Origin of the sequence: Humidesulfovibrio sp. (assembly GCF_031082295.1) — a bacterium.
Classification (GTDB): Bacteria; Desulfobacterota; Desulfovibrionia; order Desulfovibrionales; family Desulfovibrionaceae; genus Humidesulfovibrio.
The window spans coordinates 1-15,504 of sequence record NZ_JAVHLD010000049.1 but is presented as its reverse complement, the minus strand read 5'-3'; the positions used below and the strand labels follow the sequence as shown (position 1 = coordinate 15,504).

Annotated in this window: 12 protein-coding genes; 6 read left to right on the top strand and 6 right to left on the bottom strand. The window is 69.1% G+C overall.

What is annotated here, in order from left to right; genetic code table 11:
• Positions 1–81 precede the first annotated feature (81 nt).
• Positions 82–252 (bottom strand): hypothetical protein, encoded by a 171-nt coding sequence (locus tag RDU24_RS15165; RefSeq protein WP_308736622.1) that lies wholly within the window; start codon positions 250–252, stop codon positions 82–84.
• A gap of 203 nt (positions 253–455) precedes the next feature.
• Between RDU24_RS15165 and RDU24_RS15160 the strand changes: the two genes are divergently transcribed.
• The 5 genes from RDU24_RS15160 to RDU24_RS15140 all read left to right on the top strand — a co-directional run bounded on the left by RDU24_RS15160 (position 456) and on the right by RDU24_RS15140 (position 7,337).
• A complete protein-coding gene (locus RDU24_RS15160; RefSeq protein WP_308736621.1) occupies positions 456–950 on the top strand; it encodes an NfeD family protein in 495 nt (164 codons plus the stop codon).
• A 1-nt stretch (position 951) separates the two neighbouring features.
• Positions 952–1,935, top strand: a complete 984-nt coding sequence (locus RDU24_RS15155; RefSeq protein ID WP_308736620.1) for an SPFH domain-containing protein — start codon at positions 952–954, stop codon at positions 1,933–1,935.
• Between the two features lie 21 nt (positions 1,936–1,956).
• Entirely contained in the window at positions 1,957–3,684 is a 1,728-nt protein-coding gene (locus RDU24_RS15150; RefSeq protein WP_308736619.1) for a DEAD/DEAH box helicase, read from the top strand.
• Between the two features lie 9 nt (positions 3,685–3,693).
• Positions 3,694–5,034, top strand: a complete 1,341-nt coding sequence (locus tag RDU24_RS15145) for a transcription antitermination factor NusB (RefSeq protein ID WP_308736618.1) — start codon at positions 3,694–3,696, stop codon at positions 5,032–5,034.
• Between the two features lie 74 nt (positions 5,035–5,108).
• Positions 5,109–7,337: a PAS domain-containing protein gene (locus tag RDU24_RS15140; protein WP_308736617.1), complete on the top strand. Its 2,229-nt coding sequence runs from the start codon at positions 5,109–5,111 to the stop codon at positions 7,335–7,337.
• Here RDU24_RS15140 and RDU24_RS15135 read toward each other — a convergent pair.
• From RDU24_RS15135 to RDU24_RS15125, 3 genes are read right to left on the bottom strand one after another with little or no spacing between them, the layout of a single operon-like run.
• On the bottom strand, positions 7,334–10,372 hold the full coding sequence (locus RDU24_RS15135; protein WP_308736616.1) for an EAL domain-containing protein: 3,039 nt from the start codon (positions 10,370–10,372) through the stop codon (positions 7,334–7,336). The genes RDU24_RS15140 and RDU24_RS15135 overlap by 4 nt on opposite strands.
• Before the next feature lie 4 nt (positions 10,373–10,376).
• Positions 10,377–11,942: an ABC transporter substrate-binding protein gene (locus tag RDU24_RS15130; RefSeq protein WP_308736615.1), complete on the bottom strand. Its 1,566-nt coding sequence runs from the start codon at positions 11,940–11,942 to the stop codon at positions 10,377–10,379.
• Entirely contained in the window at positions 11,939–13,492 is a 1,554-nt protein-coding gene (locus tag RDU24_RS15125) for an ABC transporter substrate-binding protein (RefSeq protein ID WP_308736614.1), read from the bottom strand. The genes RDU24_RS15130 and RDU24_RS15125 overlap by 4 nt, the downstream gene beginning before the upstream one ends.
• Before the next feature lie 243 nt (positions 13,493–13,735).
• Here RDU24_RS15125 and yedE point away from each other — a divergent pair, with 243 nt between their 5' ends.
• Positions 13,736–14,827 (top strand): YedE family putative selenium transporter, encoded by a 1,092-nt coding sequence (gene yedE / locus RDU24_RS15120; protein ID WP_308736613.1) that lies wholly within the window; start codon positions 13,736–13,738, stop codon positions 14,825–14,827.
• A gap of 80 nt (positions 14,828–14,907) precedes the next feature.
• On the opposite strand, the gene RDU24_RS15115 is transcribed toward yedE, so the two are convergent.
• Positions 14,908–15,237 (bottom strand): hypothetical protein, encoded by a 330-nt coding sequence (locus RDU24_RS15115; protein WP_308736612.1) that lies wholly within the window; start codon positions 15,235–15,237, stop codon positions 14,908–14,910.
• Positions 15,238–15,299: 62 nt separating this feature from the next.
• A partial coding sequence (locus tag RDU24_RS15110) for a hypothetical protein (protein ID WP_308736611.1) occupies positions 15,300–15,504 on the bottom strand: 205 nt, incomplete at its 5' end.

Sequence of the window (15,504 nt, the reverse complement as noted above, 5' to 3'; positions counted from 1 at the left end):
CATTTCTCCCCTTGACCGGGGTCCAGGGGCGGAGCCCCTGGCGGGGTCCGGGGGCGGCGCCCCTGGTGCCAGATATTTGCTCTAGCGGCTGGCCTTGGCCGCGCCGCTGGAGACAGGGCGGTAGATGACGCGCTCGTAGCTGTTGGAGATGGTGCGCGCCACGGGGCTGGGCAGGCCGAGGTCGCGCAGGCGGCAGTATACGTGCAGCGGGTTCAGGTAGTGCTGGGCGGCGGAGCCGTTCTTGCTGTTCATGACACTCTCTCCTGTTACTTCCCTTATCGGTGCAAGGGACGGGTCGCATTAGCCCAGGCCCAGGCGGGGCGCAAGGAGGCCGAACACAAAATCCGTAGCGGATACGAAGCGGCGCCACGTCCGCTCCGGCTTGCGCTTGCCGCGCGCTTGCCGTGCGCCCGGCAATGGCGTATGTGTTGCAGATACGGTGGAGGGTGTCCGCTATGGACTGGCTGTTTGCTGCGCATGTGCTCTGGTTTCTGACCGGCGCGGTCTTTCTCCTGGCGGAGATGGCCCTGCCCGGCTTCGTGCTGCTGTTCTTCGCCCTGGGGGCCTTTGCCGCGGCCTTTGCCGCCTGGGCGGGCCTGACTCTGGGCGGGCAGTTCCTAGTCTTCCTGGCCGTGTCCTTGGCCGGGGTGGGCCTCTTGCGGCGCATGTTCCTGCGCGTGTTCCAGGGCCGCGTGCACTCCCAGGCGCAGGATGCTCCCGGCCAGAGCGCCGGTCCCGGCGGCGAAGTGGGCGACGACGCTGCGGGCAAGCCGGCCGTGGTCACCAAGGCCATCCGCCCGGACGTGCCGGGCGAGATCAAGTTTCGGGGCAGCTTCTGGCGCGCGGAGGCGGCCGAACACATCGGCGAGGGCGAGAACGTCATCATCCTGGGTCTGACGAAACACGACACCGGCGCGTACACCGTGCGCCCGGCCGCAGGGGAGAAATAACATGGACGCAGGCGTCTTCATTCTCGTCATCCTGGCCGTGCTGGTCATCATCGTCTTCGCCAAGACCGCCGTTGTGGTGCCCCAGAAGTCGGAGTTCATCGTGGAGCGCCTGGGCAAGTACCACAACACCCTGGGCGCGGGCTTCCACATCCTCATCCCCTTCATCGACAGCCTGGCGTACAAGCGCTCCATGAAGGAGGAGGTGCTTGAGATTCCGCCCCAGGTCTGCATCACCCGCGACAACGTCTCCGTCTCCATCGACGGCGTGATCTACCTTGAGGTGCGCGACTCCAAGCTCTCCTGCTACGGCATCGAGAACTACTACCAGGCCTCCATCCAGCTGGCCCAGACGTCCCTGCGCTCGGCCATCGGCAAGATCGACCTGGACAAGACCTTCGAGACCCGCGAGGCCATCAACCACCAGGTCATCACCGCCGTGGACGAGGCCGCGCTGAACTGGGGCATCAAGGTGCTGCGCTACGAGATCAAGGACATCAACCCGCCCCCGGGCATCATGGCCGCCATGGAGCTGCAGGTGAAGGCAGAGCGCGAGAAGCGCGCCGAGATCGCCCGCAGCGAAGGCGAGCGCCAGGCCCGCATCAACATGGCCGAGGGCCAGCGCCAGCAGGCCATCAACGTGTCCGAGGGCGAGAAGCAGAAGCGCATCAACGAGGCGGAAGGCCGGGCCGGCGAGATCGAGATCGTGGCCACGGCCACGGCCGAGGGCATCCGCCGCGTGGCCGAGGCCCTGGAAGGCGCGGGCGGCATGGACGCCGCGCGCGTGCGCCTGGCCGAAAAGTACATCGCCGAGTTCGGCAACCTGGCCAAGCAGAACAATACGCTCATTCTTCCGGCCAACGTGGCCGATGTCGCCTCCCTCGTCGCCCAGGCCCTGGCCGTGGTGGACGGGGTGCGCGGCGGAAAATCCTTCGCCCAAACCGAATACGTCGCGCCGCCGCAGGCCTCCACAGGCTCTGGCGAGTAGCGCGCGGGAGATCACGCACAGATGACTGACGACACGACCAAGCCCGATGACATGTCCAAGACCGATGACATGACCAAGAGCGCCGACATGACCAAGAGCGCCGAGGCGGCGCCCAAGCAGCTGGTCCAGCCCTCCGGCCTGACCCAGGTCCAGAAGGCGCTGCTCTACGCCGAGCAGGCCACCCAGGCCAAGCCGGTGGAGGCCGTGGGCGTCATCGCCCCGGAGGACGCCCTGCCCGAGGTGCAGCTTAACGACCTGCCCGAGCCCATCCGCGAGGCCTGCGCCCGCGCCGGGTGGACCAAGCTCATGCCCGTGCAGGAGCAGTCCCTGCCCTACATGCTGAAAAAGCGCGACATCATGGTCCAGGCGCGCACAGGCTCCGGCAAGACCGGGGCCTTCCTGCTGCCCCTCATCGGCAGGCTCAAGGCCAGCCAGAACTCCTGCCAGGTGCTCATCCTGGTGCCCACCCGAGAGCTGGCCCAGCAGGTGGCGGCAGAGGCCACCGCCATCTTCGCGGGCACCGGCGTGGAGGCCGTGGCGGTGTACGGCGGCGTGGGCTACGGCGCGCAGTTGGAAGCCTTTGCGCGCGGCGCGCAGATCGTGGTCGGCACCCCTGGCCGCATCCTCGACCACCTGCTCAAGCGCTCGCTGTCGCTGGCCGAGCTCTCCACGCTGATCTTCGACGAGGCCGACCGCATGCTGTCCATCGGCTTCTACCCGGACATGAAGGACATCCAGCGCTACCTGCCCGCCTCCCGCGACGGTCGGCGCATCCACGCGGCCATGTTCTCGGCCACCTTCCCGCAGCAGGTGCTGCGCCTGGCGCAGGAGTTCCTGCACGAGCCGGGTCGGCTTTCCCTGTCCGAGGGCCAGGTCCACATCGCGGACATGACCCACGCCTTCTACGAGATCCCGGGCATGCAGAAAGACCGCGCCCTCATGCGCATCCTGGAGATGGAGTCCCCCGAATCGGCCATCATCTTCTGCAACACCAAGTCCGACGTGCACTACCTGACGGCGGTGCTGGGCCGCTTCGGCTACAACGCCGACGAGCTCTGCGCCGACCTGACCCAGGCCCGCCGCGACCAGGTGCTCACATCCGTGCGCCAGGGCCAGCTGCGCTTCCTCATCGCAACAGACGTCGCCGGACGCGGCATCGACATTCCGGGCCTGTCCCACGTGATCCTGTACAGCCCGCCGGAGAACCCCGAGAGCTACATCCACCGCGCAGGCCGCACGGGCCGCGCCGGGGCCGCGGGCACGGTCATCTCCCTGGTCGACGTCATGCAGAAGATGGAGCTGATGCGCATCGCGCGGCAGTACAGCATCCAGTTGCAGGAACGCCAGCTGCCCACCGAGGCCGACATCGCCGCCCACGTGGCCCAGCGGCTGACCACGGTGCTGGAGTCCAAGCTGCGTGCCAAGGACAGCCTGGAGCGCGAGCGCATGCGCCGCTTCACGGACATGGCCAAGGCCATGAGCCAGGACGAGGACCAGGTGCTGCTGCTGGCCATGCTGCTCGACCAGAGCTACCAGCGCGCCATGCACACGCCCCCGCCCCTGCCGGAAGGCAAGGCCCCAAGACGCCCGGAACCGGGCCGCCAGGAGCCCAGGCCGTCAGGCGGCTCGGGCGGCGGACGCCAGGGCGGACATGGCTCCAGCGGACACGGCTCGGGCGGGCAGGCGGGCGAAGGCCAGGGCGGCGACGCCCCCTCCGGCCAGGGCCGTCGCCGCCGCCGCAAGCGCTAGGGGACGACCGTGGCTGCACTGCCTCCGGCCCGCGCGGCCGCCCTGGACTGCCTGGCCTCCTGCCTGCTGGAAGGCCGCGACCTCCAGGCCGCGCTGGACACCGCGCTCCAGGCCGACCCGCTCTCCGACCGCGACTCCGGCCTGGTGACCGAGCTCGTCTACGGCTACTGCCGCCTCAAGGGCCGCGCCGAGGCGCTCCTGGCGCGCTTCCTCGACCCCAAGCGCAAGCTGCCGGAAGAGGCCATGCTGGCGCTCGGCCTGGCCGCCCACGAGATCATCCACCTGGACCGCGTGCCCGCCTACGCCAGCGTGAACTGGGCCGTGGACTGGGCCAAGGGCTACACCAAGGCCCACCTCTCCGGGCTGTTCAACGCCGTGCTGCGCAAGGTGGCCGACATGGCCCCGGAGGCGCGCACCATCGCCCCCTACCGCGAAAACGCGCGGGACGAGATCGAGGCCTTGTCGCGCTTCTACTCCTGCCCGGAGTGGATCGTGGAGCTGTGGCTCAAGGAATACCCGCGCGAGGAGGCGGCCCGCTTCCTGAAAGCCCAGGCCCGCCCGCCCGCCGTTGGGCTGGCCGTGGACGCGCGCGCGCCGGGCCTGACCGACCAGGGGGCCGAGGCCCTGGCGCTCAAGCTGGCCGGACATGCGGCCTGCCTGGGCCGCTCAGGCCTGGGCCTGGCCTTCGAGCCCGGCACGTCCCTCGCGGCGCTGGCCCAGGACCTTTCCCTGGCCCCGGAAGAGCTCTCCGCCCTGTACCGCCAAAGCTTTGCCGCGCGCGAGGCCCTGGCCGCGCTTGAACCCGCGGGCTGGAAAACCCCGGTCTGGGACGCCTGCGCCGGACGCGGCGGCAAGACCCGGCTGCTGCTGGAGGCGGGGCTCTCGCCGGTGCTGGCCAGCGACACCCACCAGGGGCGGCTCAAGGCCCTCTCGCACGAGCTTGCGCACTGCATCGACGACGGGCGGCTGACCGTGTTCCGCGCCCGGGCCGACGAACCCGTGGAGATGCCCGGCGGCATCCGGCCCGCGAGCATCCTCATCGACGCGCCCTGCACGGGCCTGGGCACGCTGTCGCGCCGCCCGGACATCAAGTGGAAGCGCACCCAGGGCGACGCCCAGAACCTCGCGCGGACCCAGGCTGCCATCCTGCGCCAGACCTTCGAGACGCTGGCGCCCGGCGGCACGCTCTTCTACGTCACCTGCACCATGAACCCGGACGAGAACCAGCGCCAGGTGGCTCGCTTCCTTGCGGAGCAGCCGGGGGCGCGCCAGGCCGGAACCTGGGCCACCGGGCCGGACGTGCCAACGGGCGAGTTCTTCTACGCCGCCACCCTGAAAAAGGTCGAGTAGACTACGCAAAAATCGGAGACCTCTTTACAGAACTTTCGGTCGCGGGTATCAATTGCGGTGGAGCACCAAAGACCATGAGCGCAAAGAAAAAGCCCGCCACCGCCGCTGACGCCGCCCCGGAGTACATCCCCGGCAGCGGCAGCGTCTTCCAGTCGGCCTTTGAGGCCAGCCTCGCGGTCATGTACCTGGTCGACCCCCAGACGGGAACCCTGCTCGACGCCAATCCCGCAGCCGAGGTCTTCTACGGCATCCCGCGGGCGGAGCTGCGGGGCCAGCCGCTCACGACCCTGTCCATCCTGCCCCTGCGCAAGATCAAGAGCCTCCTGGCCAGCATCCGCAAGCACGGCGGCGCACACTTCGCCAGCCAGCACAGGCTGAGGAACGGGGAAGTGCGCGACGTGGAAATCGACGCCACGTCCATCACCCTGCCCGGTGGACGCGCCAGCGTCTTCGTCATCCTCCACGACGTCACGGCCCGCGCCCAGGCAGAGCGCGCCCTGCTGGAACGCGAAGGCCTGCTCCAGGCCATCCTCGACTCCGCTGGCGACGGCATCGGCTTCAAGGACAAGAGCCACATCTACCGCGAGGCCAACCCGGCCTTCTGCCAGTTGCTCGCCCACAGCTGCCAGGAGGTGCTGGGCCGCAAGAGCTCGGACTTCTTCGACCGCCGCAAGAGCTCCCTGCATGTGGAAAGCGACCGCCGGGTCATGCGCGAGCGTGTGCCCGTGGTGTACGAAAGCGCCTTCACCGGGCCAAACGGAACCCGCACCCTGAGCGTGCACAAGGCCCCGGTCCTCGACGGCAAGGGCGACTGCCTGGGCGTGGTCTTCATCACCCACGACATCACCGAACAGCGCGCCGCGGAAGCCGCCCTGCGCCACTCCGAAGGCATGCTGCGGGCCATCCTCCAGTCCGCCCAGGACAGCATCAACGTCACCGACGCGGCGGGTATCTTCATCGAGGTCAACCAGGCCTTTTGCGAACTGGTGGCCAAGCCGCGCGAGGCCGTGCTGGGCCAGCCCCTCTCCGCCGTGTACGATCCCGAGGAGCTGCGCATCCAGCAGTCCACCCGCCAGCTGGTCCTGGACACCCAGGGGCCGGTGAATTTCACCCAGCGCATCAAGCGCCCCGGCCACGACTCCTGGGTCAACGTGGTCAAGACGCCGGTCGTCGACGTTGAGGGCCGCTGCCTGGGCGTGGTCAGCATGGGCCGCGACATCACCAGCCAGAAAACCAGCGAGATCGCCCTGCGCGAGAGCGAGCGGAGGTACTCCGTGCTGGTGCACCAGTCCCCGGTGGGCGTTTTCGAGACCGACGCCAAGGGGCGGCTGACCTTCGCCAACGACCGCATGTTGCGCCTGGCGGGCAGGACGCTGGAACAGATGCTCGGCACGGAATGGCTGACCTGCATCCACCCCGAGGGACGCCAGGAGTTCGTGCACAGCTGGCACAAAGCCTTGTCCGCCCGGCGCGAGTTTTCCGCCGAGACGCGCCTGCGCACCCCGCGCGGCGTGGTCCAGTGGGTCTCCGTGCTCATCCGCCCCATGCGCGACTCCTCCAGCCGGGTCATAGGCTACCTGGGCGCCCTGAGCGACATAAGCGAGCGAAAGAAGGCCGAGGCCCTGCGCGAGGACGTGGACAAGGTCATCCGCCACGACCTGAAGAGCCCCCTGGGCGCCATGGGCAACGCCGCGGAACTCCTGGAGATGCTAGGCCCCCTCAACCCCGAGCAGGCCCAGGTGCTTACCGAGCTGCGCGCCCTGTCCAAACGCATGCACGGCCTCGTCAGCCTCTCGCTCGACCTGCGTGCCATGGAGACCGGGCGCTACGTGCTCGACCCGGTGACGCTTGACCTCGGCGCCCTCATCAAGGCGCTGCGCATGGAGCTGCGGCCCCACACCGAAGGCAAGGACCTCCGGCTGCGCATAGAGCTGGAGGGCGACGGCCCGCTCCTGGTGGTGGGCGAACGCAGGCTGGTGGACACGGTGTTCGTGAATCTGCTGAAGAACGCCGCCGAGGCCTCGCCAGAGGGAGAAGAGATTCTGGTGCGGCTGCGGGCGGAGGCGGGGCAGGCCGTGGTCACGCTGCACAACAAGGGCGCGGTGCCGCCAGACATCCGCGAGCGCTTCTTTGAGAAATACGCCACCTCGGGCAAGGTTCACGGCACTGGCCTGGGCACCTACTCGGCCCGGCTCATGGTGCGCGCCCTGGGCGGCGCCATCGAAGTCGACACCTCCGAGCCCGACGCCACCACCTTGGTGGTGAGCCTGCCCCTGGCCGAGCAGGACCGTCCGGCCGTCTAGCCTTCCGGCAATCCCACCGCGCCCGCGCGCACCAGCGCCAGCACCTCGTCCACCGGCATTGGCAGGGCGAAGAGGTAACCCTGGCCCAGGGTGCAGCCCATGGCCATCAGCTCCGCGCGCTGCTGGGGCGTTTCCACGCCCTCGGCCACCACGCCCATGCCCAGCCCGGAGGCCAGCGACACCACCGCCTGCACCACGCGCAGGCTCTGGCGCCCAGGCTCCAGGCACGCTACGAAGCGCATGTCCACCTTGAGGACATCGATGGGATACTGCTGCAGGGAGAAGAGCGAGGAGTAGCCGGTGCCGAAGTCGTCAAGCGCGATGCGCAACCCGCTCTCGCGCAGTTGCCAAAGCTTCCGGGCGGCGTTGCGCGGATCGTTCATGAGCTCGGTCTCGGAGAGCTCCACCAGCACGCTGCCCGGCGACACCCCGGCCGCCGCCGAGGCCTGGGCCAGAAGCGCAGCCAAGTCGCCCTGGCCGAACTGCCGCCCGGAGACGTTCACGTGCAGGGGCAGGGGCTCGCCGCCGGTCGAGAGCTTTTGCCACTGGGCGGCGTCCTGGCAGGCCTGGTCAAGCACCCACTGGCCCAACTGCAGCATGAGCCCGCACTCCTCCGCCGCGGCCAGGAACTCCGACGGAGCCAGCAGGCCGCGCGTCTCGTGCCGCCAGCGCAGCAGGGCTTCCAGACCCTTGAGCTCGCCGGTCCTCATGTCCACGATGGGCTGGTAGAAGAGTTCGAACTGCCCACGCTCCACGCCGAGCCGCAGCTCGGTCTCAAGCGTCATGTGCCGCATGGCCTTTTCCCGCAGGCCGGAATGGAAGACCTTGTAGCGGCTGCGCCCCAGGTCCTTGGCCCGGTACATGGCGATGTCCGCGTCGCGCAGCAGGTCGTCCGTGGTCTGGTGCTCCCCGGAGGAGAAGACGATGCCGATGGAGGCCGTGGTGTGGATGTCGCGGCCGCCCACCTGCACCGGGTGGCTCACGTCCTCCAGGATGCGGCTGGCGATGCGGATGGCGTCGCGCGGGGCGCCGATGCCGTCCAGGAGCACCACGAACTCATCTCCGCCCAGGCGGGCCACGGTGTCCACGTCGCGCACGACGGCCTCCAGCCTGCGGGCCACGGTGGTCAGCAGCGCGTCGCCCACAAGATGCCCCAGGGTGTCGTTGATGCGCTTGAAGCGGTCCAGGTCGAGCAGGAGCACGGCCAGGCGGTGTTCCGGGCTGCGCAGCGAGCGCTTGAGCGCGTGCTCCAGCCGGTTGCCGAACAACGCGCGGTTGGCCAGGCCGGTCAGGGTGTCGTGCAGGGCGTGGTGCGAAAGCTTCTTCTGGGTCTTCACGCGCTCCGTCACGTCGCGGATGCTCTCAATGGCCCCGATGACCTCGCCCTCGCTGTTGAACAGCGGCGTGGCGATGGCCGAAAGGTGCACGGGCCGCCCGCGCAGGTTCGGCACGGCGATCTCCGCCCGCAGGGTGCTGCCCGCGCGCACCACGTTGGGGTAGTACTGCTCCAGCAGCGGGTTGTCCGGGTCGGTGTTCAGCACCATGTCGATGAGCGTGACCCTGCGCTCGCCATAGAACGGCTCGCTGTAGGCGAAGTCGCCTTGCCCGAGCATCTGATGCGCGGGCACGCCGGTGATCTCCACGATGGCCCGGTTCCAGGCGATGACGCGACCCGTGCGGTCGATGACGAAGGTGGCGTCGGGCAGGAAGTCCAGAATGTCCATGAAGCGCTGCTCGGATTCCCTGAGCATGCGCTCCGCGTGGTGGCGCTCCTCTATCTCGCGGGTGAGGGAGCGGTTGCGCTGCGTCAGCTCGATGGTGCGCGCCTCGACCACGCCCTCCAGCTCCTGGTTGAACCGCGCCAGCTTCTCGTAGCTCGCCTCCATCTCGCGCGCGTAGGAGTCCTTGATCTCCAGCGCGCTGATGATGCCGCTGCGCGCGGCCTCCATGTGCTCGGCCATCTCGTTGAAGCCCCGGGCCAAGGCGCCAAGCTCGTCCTCCCGGACCACCTCCACGCGCGTGCTGAGCCGCCCCTCGGCCAGCGCCTGGATGGCCTCGCGCAGGGCATGGATGGGCCGAGTGAAGGAGTTGGCCACCATGAAGCCCAGGGCCAGGGCCAGCAGCAGGGCCACGACCACGGAAACAAGCACCAGCCTGCCGGTGTCGCGGTTGCCCTGGCGGATGTCGTCATCGTCCATCAGCGCGATGAGTGTGGCCACCGCCCTGCCCTGGTTGTCGCGCAGGGGGGCCGCCGCCATGGCGTAGGATCCGCCTGGCCCGCGCCGAATGCCCAGGCTGGCGGCCTGCTCCTCCAGCTCCTGGCCGCCTGGCGCGGGCAGGTCGAGACCGGAGTCCACCGCCGCGCCCTGGTCGTCCACCAGGGTGCTCGCGAAGCGGCCGCCCCCTTCCCAGCGCAGGGCGAAGTCCGCGCGCACCTGGTCTTTCAAGGCCGTGAGCTGCGTCACGCCGATGGGATAGGTGACGGCCACCACGCCCTCCACCTGCATGGTGCCCGGCTTGAGCACCGGCGCATAGGCCCGGATGCACAGCCCCGAGTCCTCGGCATAGAAATCCGTGCTGCCGACGAGATCCAGCGCGTTTCTGAGCGCCGGATTCTCTGGCGGCGTGCCGGGAACCTGGCCCAGGTCGCTGCCGGAGCCGAAACCGGAGACGGCCACGCGTCGCCCGTCCTTGTCGAAGACCTCCACCACCCCAAGGAACCACAGGGAGCGGGCCTCCTCCAGCAGATTCTGCATGGCGGGAGAGTCCACGCCGCCGCGCACCTCGGAAAGGCTGGCCAGATGCCGGGCGGTGGTTTCGGCCTGGCGGGCAAGCCGCAGGAGGGAGTTCTGGGCCTCGGCCAGGGCGGCCATGGCCTGGCCGTTCAGGTCATCTTCCATGCGCCGCAGGTGGATGGACATGTTGACGATGGTGGCCAGGGACACGGCGGCCAGAATGACCAGCAGGAGCAGGGCCACGAGCCGGTTGCGCACGCTTCTGCGCAGGCAGGCGGGAAGGCTTGGCCGCAAGCTCACACAGCTACTCCCAGTAGGCCTTGGCAAAACGTATGGTGGCCCCTGTGGGCTGCAGGACGACGCCCTTGAGGCCTTCGCGCAGGGCCACGGTGTCACGGGCGTGGGCCAGGGGCACGCCGGGGGCCTCCGCCGCCACAAGGGCCAAGGCCTGCCGGAACAGCAGGATGCGCTCGCCCTCGTCGCGGCTGGCCTCGGCGCGGTTCAGCAAGGCCATGAAGGGCTCGTTGCGCCAGCGGGAGAAATTGCCGCGCGAGTCCGCGCCGAGCTTGTAGCGCAGGAACTCGTGGGGATTCGGCGCGTCGAAGGTCCAGCCCGCCAGGCAAAGGTCGTGATCGCCCCGGGCGGCGACGGACACGTAGTCGGCCCAGGACACGGTGACGATGCGCACACGGATGCCCACCCCGGCCAGCGCCTGGCTGATTGCCTGGGCCATGCGCCTGGGCTCCGGCAGATAGGGACGGGGGATGTCCATGACCTGCAGGGTGGCCTCGAAGCCCTTGGACAGGCCCTCCTGGGCCAGCAGCTTGCGAGCCAGGGCCTGATCGCCCCGGGTGTTCGGCTCGGCCGGCGCGTAGCCGGTGTCCACCAGGGCCGGCGGCAGCATGCAGGAGGCGGGAACCCCGGCGGAGCCGTAGACCAGCCGGGTCAGGGCCTCGCGATCGAGCGCCGCGTGGACGGCCCGGCGCACCCCGACCTTGCGGAACAGCCCGCGCTGGGTGTTGAAGGCCAGGTAGGCGATGTTCAGCCCGGCCACGCGCATGAGCTGCACGCCGGGCATCTTTTCAAGAAGCGGCAGGTCCGAGGGCGGAATGCCGGTCATGGCGTCGGCGCGGCGGGTCTGAAACTCCATGAAGCGCGCCCCGGCGCTGGGCATGTTGCGCAGCACCACGCGCTCCAGGCGCGGCGGTCCGCCCCAGTAGTCCGGGTTGCGCGCCAGGGTGATGGACTCGCCCTTGCGCCACTCCACGAAGACGAACGGCCCGGTGCCCACGGGATGGCTGGCGATGTCGGGCCCCCAGCTGGCCAGCGCCTTGGGGCTCACGATGGGCGCCTGGGACGCGGCCAGGGAATACAGCAGGGAGGCCGAGGGCCTGGTGAGGCGGATGCGCAGGGTATGGTCGTCCAGGGCCTCGGCCCCGGCCACGTGCTCGAACAGCGCCTTGGCCGTGATCATGCCCGGCGCGTGATAGGGATGCGCAGGGTCGATCTGCCGCATGATGGAGATGGCCGCGGCCTGGGCGTTCATGGGGCTGCCGTCGTGAAACTTCACGCCCTTGCGGATGTGGAAGGTCCATTCCCGGCCATCGGGCGAAACCGTCCAGGACTCCGCCAGCAGGGGCTCCACCTGCAGACCTCCGTCCTTCATGCGCACCAGCCCCTCGCAGATCTGGCCGACCACCAGGGTCGACTCGGTATCCGTGGCCCGCGCGGGGTCCAGGGTCAGGGAATCGCCGCCGCGCACCAGGACCAGGCTGCGCGCCTGGTCGGACGCCAGGGCCGGGGCCGGACCAAGGAGAAGGCACGCAAGAGCCAGAAGAAGGAGCGCGGAGAGCCGCGCGTGGAGCATCATCGGAACCCCGCCTTGGCGAAACGGATGACGCCGGACTGGTGGTTGACGACGCCCTGGACATGCCTGCTGAAGGCCAGGGTCTGGTTGGCGTGGGCCAGGGGCACAAGCGGCGCCTCGCGCCCGGCGATGTCCTGCACCTGGGCGAAGAGCGCGTCGCGGGTTCTCTCATCCGCGTTGGCGCGGGCCTGGGCCAGCAGGTCGTGCACCTGCTGGTTGCGGTAAAAGCTGATGTTGGAGGCGTGCGGCTTCACCGCGTTGTCCTGGTCCAGCAGGTGTCCCAGGATGTCGCTGGCGTCGCCGGTGCTGACCCAGCCGAGCAGGCAGAGGTCGTGCTCCCCGGCGTAGGCCTTGGCCAGGTAGGCGGCCCAGTCGAAGGTGACGATCTTGGCGCGGATGCCCACGCTCGCAAGATTCTCCTGGATGAAGCGGGCGATCATGTCCGGCTGGGGCATGTACGGCCGCGACACGGGCATGGCCCAGAGGGTGGTCTCAAAGCCCTTGGGCAGCCCTGCCTCCCGCAGCAACTTTCGGGACAGGGCCGGGTCGTACGCCATTTCCGGCGCCTTGGGGTTGAAGCCCTGCATGCTCGGCGGCACCAGGGTGCGGGCCTGGGAGGCCATGCCCAGGTAGACGCTCTTGACCAGGGCCGGGCGGTTGATGGCGTGGGCGATGGCCAGCCGCACCTTGGGGTTGTTCAGGGGCGGGCGCTCGTTGTTCATGGCCAGATAGCCCACGTTCATGCCGGGCCGGGCATCCAGCGCCAGGACCGGGTTGCGGCGCACCTCCACCTGCTGCTCCGGGGTCAGGGCGTCCATCACCTGGATGCTCCCGGCGCGCAGCTCCAGCATGCGCACCTTGGGATCGCGCACCACCTTGAAGACCAGGGCGTCGATCTTCGGCGCGCCGCCAAAATACTTCGCGTTGGGAGCGAGCACGATGCGCTCGTCCTTCACCCAGGACGAAAACACGAAGGGGCCGGTGCCCACGGGGCGCTTGTCGAACTCGTCGCCCAGGGACTTCACCGCCGCCGGGCTGACGATGTAGGCCGAGTGCCGCGCAAGGGCCGAGAGAAACAGTGGGTCCGGCGCCTTCAGGGTGATGCGCAAAGTGTGCGGGCCAATGGCCTCCACAGCGCGCACGCCCTTGAGGGTGGCGTCCATCTTGCTGAACTGGGGCCGGTAATAGGGGTGGGCCGGGTCGATCTTGCGCAGGAGCGAGAAGCGCGCAGCCTGGGCGTCAAGCTCCGTGCCGTCGTGGAAGTGGACCCCCTGCCGCAGGCGGAAGGTATAGACCAGCCCGCCGTCCGTCACTTCCCAGGACTGGGCCAGGGCGGGCTCGATGCGCGTGGAGTCGTCCCGGTAGCGCACCAGACCGTCGAAGATGTTCTCGATGACCATGGCCGACTCGTTGTCCAGGAACTTGGCCGGATCGAGGAAGGTGGCGTCGGCGCTGCGGCCGAAGACCAGGGACTTGTGCCTGGGCTCGGCGGCCAGCTGTTCACCCGCGAGCAATAGCGCCAGCAGGGCTGCGATGACGGTGGTGAAGCGCACGGGATGTCCTCCATGAAAACGGGGCGCATGCCTGCTCGAGCCCGAGGGGGGAGCCTCCGTTACATCGTGCCCCAGGCAGGAAAAAAAATCCAGCATAAAAGCGGAGACTTGTGCCAATTCGTTAATAGGTTTTCCCTATTTGACAAATAGACACAATGGAAATATTCGCTCAGGCAACGTGCTGTTTTGGCGCAGGATTTCTCACGGCATTCCGCGTAGCGGCACGACACAAGGGGGGGTCTAATGGAGAGCAAAAAGGGTCTGTTCACAGGGAAAGGTGAGATTCTGGTCGCCGGCGCCGTCATCGGCCTGGCTGCGGTGCTGCTGCAATATGCCGGGAATCCGGCCAACATGGGCGTGTGCGTGGCATGCTTCCTGCGCGACATCGCAGGCGCGCTCGGCCTGCACCGGGCCGCGCCCGTGCAGTACCTGCGCCCGGAGATTCCGGCCTTCGTGCTGGGCTCCCTGGCGGCGGCCATGGTCGGCGGAGAGTTCCGCGCGCGCGCAGGCTCCGCGCCCATGCTGCGCTTCTTTCTGGGCATGGCCGCCATGGCCGGGGCGCTGGTGTTCCTGGGCTGCCCGTGGCGCGTGCTGCTGCGCCTGGCCGGGGGCGACGGCAACGCGCTGTTCGGCCTGGCCGGGCTTTTGAGCGGCATCTTCGTCGGCCACCGCTTCTACAAGGCCGGATTCGCCCTGCCCGCCAGCCAGGGGCAGTCGACCCTCTCGGGCCTGGCCCTGCCCCTGTGCGCCCTGGGCCTGCTGGCCGCGCGCTTCTTCCTCTCGCCCGATCCCGAAACCGGAGCGCTGGGCTGGCTATGGGCCTCGGCCAAGGGACCGGGCGCGGCCCACGCGCCGCTGCTGGCCTCCGTCGGCGTCGGCCTCTTGATCGGCGTGCTGGCCCAGCGCAGCCGCTTCTGCACCGTGGGCTCCCTGCGCGAGCTGTTCACCCTGCGCCAGATGCACCTCATCTACGGCGTGGCCACCTTCCTGCTGGCTGCGTTCCTCGGCAACCTGGTGCTGGGCCAGTTCCACCCCGGCTTCGAGGGCCAGCCCGTGGCCCACAGCGCATCGCTCTGGAACTACCTGGGCATGCTGGTGGCGGGCCTGGCCTTTTCTCTGGCCGGAGGCTGCCCGGGCCGCCAGCTGATCCTGGCGGGCGAAGGCAGCAACGACGCCGGAGCCTTTGTGCTGGGCATGCTGGCCGCTGGCGCCCTGGCCCACAACATGGGCTGGGCCAGCTCGCCCGCCGGCCCCGGCCCCAACGCCTTGGCCGTCATCGTGGTGGGGCTTGGCTTCTGCCTGGCCGTGGGCTTCTTAAACCGCAAGCGCGCCTAGCGCTCGACGCACGAAACAACGGCCCGGCGGGATGCTCTCCTGCCGGGCCGTTCGCGTTTTCCAAAGGGAGGGCGCGGGCGCTAGAGCCGGACCACGCGCAGGATGCCAAGCACCAGGCCGATGGAGCCCAGGTCCACGTTGTAGTTGCACAGGGCCATGGCCGTCAGCAGGCTCCACAGGTAGACCAGGGCGCTGCCGCCGAAGAACAGGGCCAAAAGGCCCGAGGCGAAGCTGGCCATGCCCCAGACATCGAAGAGCTGGCCCCAGAGCACGCCCTGGCGCAGGGCCAGCAGCAGCGGCCCGTCATTTCCCGCGCCCACGGGCGTGTCCACCACGTAGATGCGGAAATAGAAGCAGCCCACGTAGGTCAACAGGAAGATGCAGGTGGCCAGCAGGGTCTTGCGCGACACGGGGACCTCTTCATAATAGATGGAGTGCGGACGCCTGTCTGTGCCGTCCCGGCGTCGCGCTGTCAAGACCGGCGGTTGCCCTCGGCCCGGATTGCGCCTAGTTTGTGCCGCGAGAGGTGCCAGATGCGTTTTTCCGTTCCGGCGATTCCTGCGGCTTTGTGCGCCGCGCTCCTGCTGACGGCGCTCTGCGCCTGCGCCCCGCAGGCCTCTCCGCCCCTGGCCGCGTCGTCCATGGCCGTGCAGCCGCGCGCGGAGCGCTCCGCGCCG